The 13,830-nt window shown below is 68.5% G+C and carries 11 protein-coding genes; 1 reads left to right on the forward strand and 10 read right to left on the reverse strand.

Translation table 11 applies throughout. The annotated features are described in order from the left end of the window. Both ffh and SK803_RS33495 read right to left on the reverse strand, forming a co-directional pair. Positions 1-1,566 (reverse strand): signal recognition particle protein, encoded by a 1,566-nt coding sequence (gene ffh / locus SK803_RS33490; RefSeq protein WP_319970175.1) that lies wholly within the window; start codon positions 1,564-1,566, stop codon positions 1-3. 26 nt (positions 1,567-1,592) lie between these two features. Continuing rightward, positions 1,593-2,057, reverse strand: coding sequence for an NUDIX hydrolase (locus SK803_RS33495; RefSeq protein ID WP_319970176.1), 465 nt, complete (start codon positions 2,055-2,057; stop codon positions 1,593-1,595). Between the two features lie 25 nt (positions 2,058-2,082). Between SK803_RS33495 and SK803_RS33500 the strand changes: the two genes are divergently transcribed. Continuing rightward, the gene (locus SK803_RS33500) at positions 2,083-5,766 is read left to right on the forward strand and encodes an nSTAND1 domain-containing NTPase (protein WP_319970177.1); all 3,684 of its coding nucleotides are present in this window, start codon (positions 2,083-2,085) and stop codon (positions 5,764-5,766) included. Here SK803_RS33500 and SK803_RS33505 read toward each other — a convergent pair. The 8 genes from SK803_RS33505 to SK803_RS33540 all read right to left on the reverse strand — a co-directional run bounded on the left by SK803_RS33505 (position 5,759) and on the right by SK803_RS33540 (position 13,826). Beyond that, positions 5,759-6,373 (reverse strand): HAD family hydrolase, encoded by a 615-nt coding sequence (locus SK803_RS33505; RefSeq protein ID WP_319970178.1) that lies wholly within the window; start codon positions 6,371-6,373, stop codon positions 5,759-5,761. The two genes, SK803_RS33500 and SK803_RS33505, sit on opposite strands and share 8 nt — an antisense overlap. Next, positions 6,370-6,930: an AAA family ATPase gene (locus tag SK803_RS33510; RefSeq protein ID WP_319970179.1), complete on the reverse strand. Its 561-nt coding sequence runs from the start codon at positions 6,928-6,930 to the stop codon at positions 6,370-6,372. The genes SK803_RS33505 and SK803_RS33510 overlap by 4 nt, the downstream gene beginning before the upstream one ends. A gap of 70 nt (positions 6,931-7,000) precedes the next feature. Continuing rightward, positions 7,001-7,195 carry a hypothetical protein gene (locus SK803_RS33515; RefSeq protein ID WP_319970180.1) on the reverse strand — a complete coding sequence of 65 codons (195 nt, stop codon included), beginning with the start codon at positions 7,193-7,195 and terminating at the stop codon, positions 7,001-7,003. Continuing rightward, positions 7,192-7,695 carry a hypothetical protein gene (locus tag SK803_RS33520; protein WP_319970181.1) on the reverse strand — a complete coding sequence of 168 codons (504 nt, stop codon included), beginning with the start codon at positions 7,693-7,695 and terminating at the stop codon, positions 7,192-7,194. Before SK803_RS33520 ends, SK803_RS33515 begins: the two co-directional genes overlap by 4 nt. 279 nt (positions 7,696-7,974) lie before the next feature. Continuing rightward, the gene (locus SK803_RS33525; protein WP_319970182.1) at positions 7,975-10,299 is read right to left on the reverse strand and encodes a [protein-PII] uridylyltransferase; all 2,325 of its coding nucleotides are present in this window, start codon (positions 10,297-10,299) and stop codon (positions 7,975-7,977) included. 21 nt (positions 10,300-10,320) lie between these two features. Then, positions 10,321-10,659, reverse strand: coding sequence for a P-II family nitrogen regulator (locus tag SK803_RS33530; RefSeq protein ID WP_030479675.1), 339 nt, complete (start codon positions 10,657-10,659; stop codon positions 10,321-10,323). After that, complete coding sequence (locus SK803_RS33535; RefSeq protein ID WP_319970185.1) at positions 10,656-11,999, reverse strand: ammonium transporter; 1,344 nt, start codon at positions 11,997-11,999, stop codon at positions 10,656-10,658. The genes SK803_RS33530 and SK803_RS33535 overlap by 4 nt, the downstream gene beginning before the upstream one ends. 303 nt (positions 12,000-12,302) lie before the next feature. After that, entirely contained in the window at positions 12,303-13,826 is a 1,524-nt protein-coding gene (locus SK803_RS33540; protein WP_319970187.1) for an alpha/beta hydrolase, read from the reverse strand. Positions 13,827-13,830: the final 4 nt, after the last annotated feature.

Raw genomic sequence — 13,830 nt, forward strand, 5'->3', positions numbered from 1 at the left:
TCACTTCTTCTTGTCGTCCCCGTCGAACTTGAACTTCGACGGGTCGAAGCCGGGCGGGAGCTCGTTCATGCCGCCGCCGAGGTTGGGCAGGCCACCGGGAGGCATGCCGGGAATCCCGCCAGGAGGCATGCCGGGCATGCCACCGGGGAACATGCCGGCGGGGAAGCCGCCCTTGACCTTCGGGGGCGTCGGGCCGCGTCCGCCCTTGCCCTTCTTCCCCTTCTTGCCCTTGCGGGTCTTGCTGCCGCCACCGCCGCCGAAGCCCATCCGGCCGGCCATCGACGCCATCATCTTGCGGGCCTCGAAGAAGCGGTTGACCAGGTCGTTGACGTCACTGACCTTGACGCCGGAGCCGTTCGCGATGCGCAGCCTGCGGGAGCCGTTGATGATCTTCGGGTCGTCCCGCTCGGCCGGGGTCATGCCGCGGATGATCGCCTGGATGCGGTCGAGGTGCTTCTCGTCCAGCATCCCGAGCTGGTCCTTCATCTGACCGGCGCCGGGGAGCATGCCGAGCAGGTTCGCGATCGGGCCCATCTTGCGGATCGCGAGCATCTGCTCCAGGAAGTCCTCGAGCGTCAACTGGCCGGAGTGCAGCTTCGCCGCGGCCTTCTCGGCCTGGTCCTGGTCGAAGTGCTGCTCTGCCTGCTCGATCAGCGTGAGGACGTCACCCATGCCGAGGATGCGCGACGCCATCCGGTCGGGGTGGAAGACGTCGAAGTCCTCGAGCTTCTCGCCGTTGGACGCGAAGAGGATCGGCTGGCCGGTGACCTCGCGGACCGACAGCGCGGCACCACCGCGGGCGTCGCCGTCGAGCTTGGTCAGCACGACACCGGTGAAGCCGACTCCGTCGCGGAACGCCGTGGCGGTGTTGATCGCGTCCTGACCGACCATCGCGTCGACGACGAACAGGACCTCGTCCGGGTTGACCGCGGCCCGGATGTCGATGGCCTGCTTCATCATCTCTTCGTCGACACCGAGCCGGCCGGCCGTGTCGACGAGGACGATGTCGTGCTGCTTGGCCTTGGCTTCCTCGATGCCGCGGCGCGACACGTCGACGGGGTTGCCGACGCCGTTGCCGGGCTCGGGAGCGAAGACGGGCACGCCCGCGCGCTCACCGACGACCTGGAGCTGCGTCACCGCGTTCGGGCGCTGCAGGTCGGCGGCGACGAGCAGCGGCGTGTGGCCCTGGCCCTTGAGCCACTTGGCCAGCTTGCCAGCGAGCGTCGTCTTGCCGGCACCCTGCAGACCCGCCAGCATGATCACCGAAGGCGGGTTCTTGGCGAGGTTCAGCCTGCGGGTCTCGCCACCGAGGACGTTGACGAGCTCCTCGTTGACGATCTTCACGACCTGCTGCGCCGGGTTCAGCGCCTGGTGGACCTCGGCACCCTTGGCGCGCTCCTTCACCTTGGCGATGAAGTTGCGCACAACGGGCAGCGCGACGTCGGCCTCGAGCAGGGCGACCCTGATCTCGCGGGCGGTCGCGTCGATGTCGGCGTCGCTGAGCCGGCCCTTGCCGCGAAGGCCCTGGAGAACCGTGGTCAGCCGGTCGGAAAGCGTGGAGAACACGCCTCCCAGACTAGCTAACCGCACGTTCACCCGAGGTACGGCTCCCCACCGGGCCCCAGCGCGTGCTCCACCCGCAGCCGCATCGACGGGTGCATTCGGAGGTTCTCGATCTCCTCTGCCTTGACGAACCGCACCTGGGTCGACTCGTCGCTGACCGCTTTCACACCTCCTACTACGCGCGCACGAAAGACCATCGAGCACTCCTGGCTGACCGTGCCGTCGTCGTAGGACGTGACGTGCTCCGGATCCGAGTAGAGCCCGACGAGCCCGGTCACCTCGACCTCGTACCCCGTCTCCTCGCGCGCCTCTCTGACCGCCGCGTGCGCGAAGGTCTCCCCCACGTCGACCAGGCCGCCGGGCAACGCCCAGTAGCCGTCGTCAGCGCGTTCGATCAGCAGAAGGCCCTCGTCAGTGCGCACGGCGACCTGCACCACCGGCCACAACCGGTTCGCTCGCGGTGCGTCGGGGTCGCGGAAGTGGTCCTCTTTCATGTCCGAATGATGCAGGATGCTCCGCGTGGGTCGGATCTTCCTCAGCTACCACGGTCACGACGAGGGCGACGAGATCGCGCTCTACCTGCACGGCGCCCTGAAGGACGCCGGTTACGAGGACGTGCACGCCTACACCGCGCCCGGCTCCGGTCCCGATGTCGCGATGCCGTGGAAGGACAGCCTGCGCCGCGAACTCCTCGGCGCCGACGCCCTGATCGTCGTCACCTCACCCGGCGCGTACTCCGAGTGGTGCACCTGGGAGTCGTCGCTGTTCCGCGAACTGAAACCGGACGCGCCGTGCATCGAGTTCTTCAGCGCCCTCTCCCAGAACCGCGCGATCCTCAACGACCTGCAGGCCCAGAAGGTCGACCACACCGACGCCTCCTCGCTGGCCGCCGCGCTCGACACGGCGTTGAAGATCCTGGACCGGGCCGGAGTGGGCAAAGCCGCACCTCCCTCGTCGCCCTTCCCCGGCCTGAAGGCGTTCGACGAGAACCAGGCCTCGCTCTTCTTCGGCCGCGAGGACGACGTCCAGCGGCTCGCCGAACCACTGCTGGGGCGGCGGGAGTCCGGCGCGATGGCGGTGATCGGCCCGTCCGGCGCCGGCAAGTCGTCGCTGGTCCGCGCCGGCCTGATCCCGCTGCTGCGACGCGCGGGCTGGACGATCATCGGCCCGGTCACGCCGTCCCAGGGCGTGCTGCCCCCGATCGAAGGTCCTGGCCGCCGGCTCGTGGTGCTCGACCAGGCAGAGGAACTGCTGATCGGCGACTCCAGCGCACTGCTGCGACGCCTGGTCGCGGCCAGCCGCGGCGAAGCCTGGGTCGTCTACACGGTCCGCGCCGACTTCCTCGACGAGCTCATGCGCCGGGAGGACTTCGAACCGCTCTTCCGCGACGACTTCCTCGTCATGCCCCTGACCAAGGCCGAGCTCCCGCTGGTGATCAACGGACCGCTGCGGGCCCGCGGCTGGCAGGTCGACGACGCGGCGCTGGGTCTCATCCAGGAGGACGCGAGCCGCGAGTCGTTGCCACTGCTGGCCTTCGCCCTGGAGAACCTCTGGCGGCACGTGAACCCCGACGGCCTGCGCGCACCTCGCTCGATCACCCGAGCCGAGTACGAGGCTTCCGGGCGCGTGATGGACGTGTTGCGGCGCCAGGCCGACGAGGCCTTCGCGATGGCGCGGGACCTGGTGCGCGAGGACGACGGGTCCTGGCCTCCAGTAGGGGAAGCCGAACGACGAGTGCTGCGCACGTTGCGGCTGCTGGTGGCGGTGGACGAGTCCGGCAAGTTCACCAAGCGGGCGGTGGCGGTCGACGGCGTCTCCGCCCAGGACCGGGAACTGCTCGACCCCTTCATCACCAACCGCGTGCTCACCGCGAACCAGCAGTCGATCGAGGTGGCGCACGAAAGCCTGTTCCTGCACTGGCCACGGCTGCGGGAAGGGCTGGAACGCGACCAAGCAGCGCTCAGAGCACGGCGTGAGGTCGAGGACATCGCCGCGGAATGGGTGAAGCACCCCGACCAGCTCATCGCGCCGTCGCGACTCGCCTCACTGCTGAGCGTGCTGACCGCGTCCGACGAATCGCTCGCGGAACTGTGGCCGCAGCTGGACGACGCGCTGCGGTCCTTCCAGTTCTCCGAGAACGCGCGCCGGCTGCTCAGCCGCTCGTTGCAGCAACGCCTTGACGATGAGGTACGGCGAGCGAGGTCCATGGATCCGGACGACGCACTACGCGCGCTGGCGGGTGACGACCTCAACGTCCGGCTGCTGCTGCACGCACCCGACCTCGCCGAGTGGCGGGTCAGCTTGTTGCGCGCCATGGCTTCCACACACGTCCTGCGGGCGTTCACCGGACACACGGGCGGCGTATGGGGTGTCGACTGGTCGCCCGACGACACAGCGCTCGTCACCGGGTCCAAGGACGGCACCGTGCGCGTGTGGAACGCCGAAACGGGCGCCTGCACGCACGTCTTCCAGCACGGTCAGGAACATCGCGGCACCGATCCCGGCTGGGTGCGTTCGGTCGCGTGGTCACCGACCGGCGAGGTCATCGCTTCGGTGGCGACCGACGAGACCTTGCGGATGTGGTCGCCCACCGAGGGACGGGAGATCACGGTCATCCCGCTGCCGGACCGTCCCTGGTCCGTGCGCTTCGACGCACAGGGCACGAAGGCGCTGGTGGCCTGCGCGGATGGCGGCGCCTACGTGTGGGCGGCGGACAGCCGCGACAGGAACCCGGCCGGCGAACTGCGCAGCGTCGACGAGCGAGGCGAACCGGTCCGTCTGTGGGACGCCGACATCGTCATGGACCTCGTGACAGACGCCGAGTGGATCGCCGTCGCCAGGGACGACGGCCTGATCGAGCTGACCGGGCCCGAGGGTGCGAAACGCCGGTTCGAGGCACGTGCCGGTATCACGGTCCGCTCCGTTCGCTTCCACCCCTTCGATGCCGAGGTGTTCGCCACCGGCGACCAGAACGCCGATGGCGTGATCTTCAGCGAGGGCGACCAGGTCGTCCTGATGGGGCACTCTGATCAGGTGCGGAGGGTGGCCTGGTCACCGAGCGGCATGAGGCTCGCCACCGCTTCCGCGGACGGCACCGTGCGGGTGTGGGACGCCGTCACCGCGCAGGAGGTCCTCTGCTTGCGCGGACATCGGCAAGGTGTGTGCGACGTGGCGTGGTCACACGCCGGCGATCGGCTCGCGACCGTGGCGGACGACGGCGGTCAACGGGTGTGGAAGATCGGATCGGAACCCAGTTACCAGTGGGCCGGCACCCGTGCCGCCGTGAGCGCGATGGCGTTGGACCCGCGCACCGGTCAGGTGACCGTTGGGCAGAAGGACGACTCGAAAGATCCACCGAGGACGTGGTTGCTCGATCTGGGATTCCGCGACGAACGCGCGCTCGAACCGCACTACCGTCCGGAATCGCTCGCCTGGTCCCCCGACGGAGAACTGCTGGCGATCGGCATCAGTGACGGCGTGGTCACGATCTTCGACCGCGGCCTGAACACGGTGGCCAGCCTGACCGACGCGTTCGACGGCGTCCACGACGCCCAGTGGTCGTCGGACGGGAAGTGGCTGGCGGTCGCCTCACGGGATCGCACCTGGCTGCCCAGGGTCTACGACCGCGACGGCCGGCTGATCCCTTCTCCGGGGTGGACCCGGCATTCCGGGTTCTTGCGCGCGGTGGCGTGGCATCCCGATCGTCAGGTGTTCGCTGTCGCGGGCGACGACAACCTGATCACGGTCAACTCCCTCGACCGCACGCTGTGCTCGTACCGCGCCGACAAGCGGTTCACCTCAGTCGCCTGGCACGGCGACGTGCTCGCGGCCGGTGCGGCCGACGGAACCGTGGCGCTCCTGCGCCTGTCGAACGAGCTCACGCTGATCACCGAACTGGTCGGGCACACGGACGAGATCAACACCATCGCCTGGTCACCGGACGGCCGCAGCCTCCTCACGTCGTCCAACGACCACACCGCCCGCGTCTGGGATCCACGGACAGGTGGTCAGCGCACGGCGTTGATCGGACACACGGGACCGGTGACCGCGGCGCTGTGGTCACCGGAGGGCATGGCCGTCACCGGCTCGGCCGATCACACCGTGCGGTACTGGAACACGTCCGACGGGTTCTCTCATCCGTTGTCCTGCACAGGCCAGGACGTCGCTGATCTCATCGCGGAAGCCAGGATGCGGATCAGCTGATCCCGTGTGCCGCCAGAGCCTCCAGCAACACCGGCTCACGGCGTCCGACCGGAGCCGTGGAGATCTGGGCGAACCGCAGCCCCGCCGACACCGCCGCCCCGTCCGACACCGGGTCGTCGCCGACGTACAAACACTCGGATGGAGCAACGTCGAGTCGAACGCAGGCAGCCTCGAAAGCCCTCGCGGAAGGCTTCGAGACCCCGATCTCGAACGACAACGCGAACCCGTCCACCGACAACGACTCGCGCGCGAACACCCGCCTGATGTCCCACGAGATGTTGCTCAGCACCCCGACCTTCAGCGGCCGGACCCGCGACAACGCCGCCGCGGTGTCGGAGTACGGCAGCCAGAACGCCGGGTTGTGCAGTCGTTGGAACAGGTCGTCGGTCATCGTCAGCCCTGCCAGCCGGAACAGGGTCAGGTAGGCCGAGCGGTTGGCCAGCGGCGTCAGGTCCCGGGCGTCCCACACCGCACGCTCGGCGGCGTTCATCCTGGCGATGAACGGCGCCGGGGCGCGCAGCACGGTGAGGTGGGGCGGGGACAGCCAGCGGTAGGTGGGACGCCCGAACAGGGTGCCTGCGAAGTCGAAGAGGACAGCCTTGATCACGACACCATGATGCGCAGACCACCAGAGGTCCCCGCACGGGTGAGGAGCGTCACGCTCGCGAAGCCGAAGGGCACCCAGCCCGCCTCGAACTGCGCTCGCATCGACGAGCCGCGGCGGACGTGTCGCTCGAAAGCGTGAGCCCGCACGACGCGGCGGCGGGCGATCTGGCCGTCCAGGGCCTGGGCCGCCGAGGCGTCCAGCCACAGGAAGTGGCGGGAACGCCCCGACAGCAGGCCGGCCAGTACGAGCATGAAACGGGTGCCAGGGCGGGTGGACGGTTCGTGCACGACCAGCAGTCCCGCGCAGAACAGCGCTGCCCAGAAGACGCGCAGACGGTGTGTGAGGTGCACGAAGACGCGCCAGTACTTGTACGGCAGGGGCATCCGCGGTTCCAGCCACATGCGCACCTGGTCGGAGTCGAGGACGGTGACCGGCTCGTCCGCGTCCAGGCGGGTGAGCAGCGTCGTCTTGCCCGCGCCGGGAATGCCGGCGAGGACTACGAGCGAGCGCGGCTGCACTCGGATGACTGCGGTCTGCGTGTTCAACACGGCGGTCATGTCCTAGAAGACGTCTTGACCATCCTTCTCGTTCAGTTTGGTCCGATTTCGGGTGAAACGCACGGCGGTTTCATCGCCAGACGACCGCGCGGTAGGTGCCGTTGGCGAAGGTCGCCACGCCGATGACCTGCCCGACCTCGCTCAGGCCGGTCACGGAGTGACGTGCGGCACCCGAGAGCGATGGCAGCAACGTCTGCGTGCCGTCCATGTTCCAGGTCGCGGCCGTGGTGCCGACGGTGCCCGCGACGACACCGGAGTTGTTCACCTCGGAACGGTGCCCGCGCCCAGGATCGTCGCGGCACCGGTCGAGTCCCAGAGCACCGCCTGGCTCACGCCGTTGATCATCGCCGTGCCCGCGACGGTGCCGGAGTCGTTGACGTCGTACGCGACGGAACTCGTCGCGCCCGGCACCGTCAGCTGCGCCAGCACCCCGGAGAAGTTCCACTTCACCGCCTGGGCCTGGTTGGCCGAGTTCACGGCGTACCCGACGACCACGTAGTCGCGGTTGATGGCCGCGGCCCACGAGTCGAAGCCGAGGTCCGGGAGCTTTTTGATGCCGTCGAAACGGTCCCAGCGCACGGCGTGCTGCGAGGTACCTGTGCCGTAGGAGACGCCGGCGATCGCGCCGGAGTCGTTGATGTCGACCGCGGCGCTCCGGAGATCACCCGGCAACGTGCCGAGGTCTTCCACGGCCGGCGGAGCCGCTTGAGCGGTAGCGGGAATGATCAGGGCCGCGACGACGGCGGCCACCATTGCGGTTCTCAACTTGTTCCTCCCCAGTCAGAACAACGAGAACTCGACCATGCCCGGACCGCACGAGCGTTGTCCAGGAAGCTGTCTCGTTGTCATGCAAGGAGGAACACCGGCGGCGGTGCGAGTGCGCGGTACCTCCCCCGGCCCGTCACTCGTCACCACCGCCTCTGCCCGTCCGGGAAGCGATCCACCCCTCGAGGACGCTTTCCGGACACCACGAAGACTGCCCGGTTCCGGAAGCGCGCAGGAGCGTGAGCACCCGGAGAGGTTGTGCGTAGAGCTACTCAACCTCTACTTGGCCGCGTCGAGCACCGCTCGTTCGATCCGCCGCCGATCCAGGTCGGCGCCGGCGATGCTGAACGAGTCGACGACCGTCGCGCCCAACGTGGACACACGCGCCCACTGCACGTCGGCGCCGCACTGCTCCAACGCGCCGGCCACCCGGTGCAGCAGCCCGATCCGGTCTGCCGCACGCAGTTCCAGCACCACCGCGCCGGTCGCCTCGTCGTCGAACCACAGCACCTTCGCGGGCGGCGGGTCGAGCGGCGGGCCGCCGTAGTCGCGTTCCTTCGCGGCGAGCTTGTCCGCCAACGGCAACGAGCCCTCGATCGCCCTGGACAGCTGTTCGCGCAGCAGTGACGCGTCCGGCAACGAGCCGAATCGCGGCGACACCGTGAAGGCGTCCACCGTCGCACCGCCGTGCGAGCGCAACGTCGCCGCGTGCACCTCCAGCGAGTTCAACGCGAGCACGCCGGCGGCTTTGGACAGCAGGCCGGGCAGGTCCGGCGCGAGCACCGTCACGATCGCCGCGTGGTCCTGCTTCTCCAGCAGCACGTCCGGCTTTCCTGACTTCGCAACACGTTCCGCCATGGCGACGAACGACGGGTCCAGCGGTTCCGGTTTGGGCAACGCCTCCCCGGCCATCGCCTTGCGGCACCGCGCGACCAGGTCGGCCATCAGCGCGGCCTTCCAGTCGGTCCACACACCGGGTCCGGTCGCGAGGGAATCGGCCTCCGCCAAGGCGTACAACAGCTCCAGCAGGATCGGGTCGCCACCGAGCGTCTCGACCACCCGGTGCACGGTCGCCTCGTCCTCGACGTCACGCCTGGTCGCGGTGTGCGGCAACAGGAGGTGATGACGCACCATCGCGGTCAGCGTCTCGACGTCCTGCGGCCACAACCCGATCCGCTCCCCGATCTGGGTCGCCAGCGCGGCGCCCACCTCGGAGTGGTCCTGCTGCCGTCCCTTGCCGATGTCGTGGACCAGCGCGCCCAGCAACAACAGATCCGGCCGTGCCACCGTGGTCACGAGACGAGCCGCGTGCGCGACCGTCTGCACCAAGTGCCGGTCGACCGTCCACATGTGCGCGGCGTCGCGCGGCGGCAGGTCCCGCACCGCACCCCACTCGGGGAACAGCCGGCCCCACAAGTCCGTGCGGTCCAACGCTTCCACGACGTCCACGAGCCCGCTACCGCTGCCCAGCAACGCCAGCAGCTCCTCGCGGGCCTCGCGCGGCCACGGCTGCCGCAGCTCCGGCGCCGAGTCCGCGAGCCGGGACAACGTGCCCGTCGCGATCGGGTGCTTCGAACGGGCTGCCGCCGTGGCCACGCGCAACAACAACGCGGGATCACGGCTGGGAATCGCGTCACGGGCGAGAGAAACCTCGGACCCGTGCAGCACAACACCTTCATCCAACGGCCTGCGCGGCGGCTGTCCTCTCAGGAACGCCCCGAGCCCACGCTTGGGCGCGGCGGCACGAGCCGTGCGCACAGCAACGTCGAACGCGTAGACGACAGTGCGTGCGGCAGAAGAAAGTGAACGGGCCAAAGCGAACCGGTCGGCCAAACCGAGCGCGGACGCCACCTCGTCCCCGTCCTGCGCCCGCAGCACGTCACGAGGTTTCCTTGCCACACGGCGAAGTTCGGTGCGAACGTCCAACAGCAGTTTGCGGGCCTCGTCCACGTCGGCGGACGGCCGATCCACTACCTGCGCGATCGACAGCGCGTCCAGGATCGTGATGTCCCGCAACCCACCACGACCGTGCTTCAGGTCGGGTTCCACGCGGTGTGCGATCTCGCCGCTGCGGCCCCAGCGCTTCTGCGACGACTCGGCGATCTCGTCCAGCCGGTTGCGGACGTTGCCGCGCCACGCCTGGCGCGCCCCCTCGGCGAGCTTCTGCGAGACCTCGGGATCGCCCGCGATGTGCCGGAGGTCCAGCAGTCCCAACGCTGTCCGCAGGTCACCGGCGGCGACCCGCAGAGCTTCACCGACCGTGCGGACCGAGTGGTCGAGCCCGATGCCGGAGTTCCAGAGCGGGTACCAGAGCTTCTCTGCGATGGCGTCCACGTTCTTGACGCCGTTGTGCACCAGGACCAGGTCGAGGTCGGAGTAGGGCACGAGCTCCCGCCGCCCCAGCCCGCCGACCGCCACGAGCGCGATACCCGATCCGGATATCCCCGCTCCCCCCGCGTGTTTGGTGAGCCAGAACTCGTGCAGGTCCACGAGTGCCTCGCGCAGCGGTTCGGCGGCCAAGCGACGACGACCTGGCACGAGCAGCCTTTCGCGTGCTCGTACCAGGTCGTCAGCCGTGACGACGGCCGTTTCGTTGTTCTCCACGGACCGTCTCCCCAAGCGTTGTTACAGCGCGTCCGATCCGCGTTCGCCCGTGCGCACGCGCACGACCGTCTCGACCGGAGTGACCCAGACCTTGCCGTCACCGATCTTGCCGGTGCGGGCGGCCTCGACCACCGCTTCCAGGACCTTCTCGACCGCCGTGTCGTCGATGACGACCTCGATCTTGATCTTGGGTACGAAGTCCACCGAGTACTCGGCGCCGCGGTAGACCTCGGTGTGGCCCTTCTGGCGGCCGTAGCCCTGCACCTCGCTGACGGTCATGCCCAGCACCCCGAGCTGTTCCAGGGCGCCCTTCACGTCGTCGAGCGTGAACGGCTTGATGATCGCGGTGACCAGCTTCATTTCTTGTTGCTCCCCTCGAGGACCGCGGTCGCACCAGCGGCCACGCTCGGCTTGCCGGTACCACGCGCACTGGTGAGGCTGCCGTACTCGTAGGCGCGCTCAGCGTGCTCAGCCTCGTCGATGCTCGCGACCTCCGCCTCTTCCGGCGCGCGGAAGCCGACGGTGAACTTCACCAGGTAACCGAGCGCGAGGCTCAGCACGAACGAGTACCCGAGCACCGCGAAGGCACCGACGGCCTGGCGCCACAGCTGGTCGACGCCACCGCCGTAGAAGAGACCGTTGATCTTGGCCGGGGCCGCCTCGCTGGCGAACAGACCGATCAGGATCGTGCCGGACAGACCACCGACGAGGTGCACGCCGACGACGTCGAGTGAGTCGTCGAAGCCGAAGCGGTACTTCAGCGACACGGCCAGGGCGCAGAGGACACCGGTGATCGCACCGACCGCGATGGCACCGACCGGGGTGACCGAGGAACAGGCGGGCGTGATCGCGACCAGGCCGGCGATGACACCGGAGGCGGCACCCAGCGTGGTGGCCTTGCCGTCGCGGATGCGCTCCGTGAGCAGCCAGCCGAGCATCGCCGCGCAGGTGGCGACGAGCGTGTTGATGAACGTGACACCGGCGAGGCCGTTGGCACCCAGCGCCGAACCGGCGTTGAACCCGAACCAGCCGAACCACAGCAGACCGGCGCCGAGCACGACCAGCGGCAGGCTGTGCGGCTTCATCGGCTCCTTGGGCCAGCCGACGCGCTTGCCGAGCACGATCGCGAGCGCGAGACCAGCCGCACCGGCGTTGATGTGCACTGCCGTACCACCGGCGAAGTCGATCGCGAGTAGCTTGTTGGCGATCCAGCCACCGGGGTCGACGACGTTGCCGGCCGCGTCCTTGCCGTCGAAGTCGAACACCCAGTGCGCGACCGGGAAGTACACGATCGTCGCCCACAGACCCGCGAACAGCAGCCAGGGGCCGAACCGGGCGCGGTCCGCGATGGCACCGGAGATCAGCGCGACCGTGATGATCGCGAACATCGCCTGGAACGCCACGAACACCGTGCTCGGGATCTTGCCCGCCAGCGAGTCGGCAGCCAGCAGCCCGTCGAGCCCGAAGAACTCGAACGGCTTGCCCACCAGACCCGCGCCGACGTCAGCACCGAATGCCGTCGAGTACCCGAACAGCACCCACAGGACACCGACTACGGCCATCGCGCCCAAGCTCATCATCATCATGTTGAGCACGCTCTTCGAACGGACCATGCCTCCGTAGAAGAAGGCGAGGCCCGGCGTCATCAGCAGCACCAATGCGGCGCTGGTGAGCACCCAGGCGGTGTCCCCTGTATCCACTTCGACCTCCACTGCACGTCGGTTGCAGGGAGCATCGAGATGTCCTGTTTCGCGCACTTACGCGGCACGTTTCGCGGAGGTGAACTGTCGGGCCGAGGTTGTTACGTCCACGTTTCACGGCGTTCACGGTCTCGATTCGGCCACCTCACGGCGCCGGGCCGGTAACGAGATCTGGTGACGAGAAGTAGCCGCGGGCTCCCACTTCCGGGGCAGTTGGACGCACCCGTCGTGGCCGCTCGACACCGTGGGCAGCGGGCCGTACCCCCGGCGGACACACCGGGGGCACGGCTCACGACCTGCCTGTCAGCGAACCGAGAACGGTCCAGCAGGCACCGGGCGCTCGGCGGTCAGGATCGACGCCTGGGCCGGAGGCTCGACCGCGGCACACGAGGTGCCGTTGCGCGGCAGCTTCAGCCCCACCAGGTACTCGTCGTTGATCTTCAGCGTGCACTCGCTGCGGTCGTAGACGCCGTGGCCCCAGCCTTCGTAGGTGACGAAGACGGTGGTGTCACGGGTCTGACGGTGCGCGTTGACCGCCCACTCGTAGACCGTCGCCGGGTCGTACTTGGCGTTGGTCATGAGGATCTTCGGCGCGTTCTTGATCTTCAGCGGCCGCTGCGGGTTCGTGGCCTTCGGGAACCCGACGCAGCCCATCGTGGCGCCATGGCCGAGCGACGAACCACGCGTGTTCGGCGCGACGCGGTTCTCCATGGCGTTGAGCGCCTGGTACTCGCCCCACGAGCTGACGCGCAGGTTGTAGTCGTTGCAGAAGATGCCCGCGAACGGGTTCTCGAACGTCTCACCCGCCGCGAAGCCCGCCGGAGCGGCCACCGGCGTGCCCTGCACGAGCGACGCGACGAAGTCGGCGAACGGCTTGAAGGCCGGGCCGTAGCCCATGCCCACCACGGAGCCGCCGAGCTCCTGTCCGGTGATCTTGCGCCCGTTCGGGTCGGTCACCTCACCGCGGTCCGCCTTGGCGAGGAGATCCTTCCAGATCTTGCGAAGGTCCTTGCCGTAGAACGGCGAGGTCGGCGTGCGGTCACTCCACTTGACCCACTCGTTGAACATGTCCTCGGCACCGCGTGCCTCGGTCTCCATGAACTTCCAGGTGCCGAGGCTGTGGTCCATGTTGGAGTCGATGATCATGGCGCGGATGTTCTGGCCGTACTGCGCCGCGTAGTGCTGGCCCATGATCGTGCCGTACGAGACGCCGTAGTAGTTGATCTTCTTCTCGCCCAGCGCACGGCGGATCGAGTCGATGTCGTTCGCGACGTCGAACGTCGACGCGTGGTCGAAGATCGCGCCGGACACCTTGCGGCAGTCCGCGCGCAGTTCCTTGTTGAACTCGACCAGCTTGTCGAACTCCGCCTTGCTCTTCGGGTAGTCGGACGGCTGGCGTTGCAGCACCTCCGCCGAGCACTTGATCGGCTGGCTGCGCGCGACGCCACGCGGGTCGAACCCGATGACGTCGAACTTGTCGATGATGTCCTTGCTGAAGTAGCGGTCCGCGAACATCGAGAAGTCGACGCCCGAACCACCGGGTCCACCGGGGTTGATGACCATCGCGCCGATGCGCTTGGTCTGGTCGCTCGCCTTTCTGCGCGACACGGCCAGCTGGAACTTCTCCCCGTTCGGCTTGCTGTAGTCGATCGGCAGCGTCAAGAAGCCGCACTCGACGGTCGGCACCTCTTCGCACGGCTTCCAGTCGATCGCGCCGACCTTGAACTCCGGCTGACCTTCCGGAGCCGCGGACGCGAGCGGCGTCATGCCCAGAACCAATGCAGAACTCGCGAGCGCGGCCCCGAGGGCGCGCATCATCGGTTGCATGTGG

This window comes from Lentzea miocenica, assembly GCF_033949945.1.
Classification (GTDB): domain Bacteria; phylum Actinomycetota; class Actinomycetes; order Mycobacteriales; family Pseudonocardiaceae; genus Lentzea; species Lentzea miocenica.

Bases quoted from the DNA above. Each gene is read 5' to 3' on its own strand.
- SK803_RS33495 (WP_319970176.1), bottom strand. From the start codon at position 2,057: ATGAAAGAGGACCACTTCCGCGACCCCGACGCACCGCGAGCGAACCGG.
- SK803_RS33510 (WP_319970179.1), bottom strand. From the start codon at position 6,930: ATGACCGCCGTGTTGAACACGCAGACCGCAGTCATCCGAGTGCAGCCG.
- SK803_RS33530 (WP_030479675.1), bottom strand. From the start codon at position 10,659: ATGAAGCTGGTCACCGCGATCATCAAGCCGTTCACGCTCGACGACGTG.
- SK803_RS33540 (WP_319970187.1), bottom strand. From the start codon at position 13,826: ATGCAACCGATGATGCGCGCCCTCGGGGCCGCGCTCGCGAGTTCTGCA.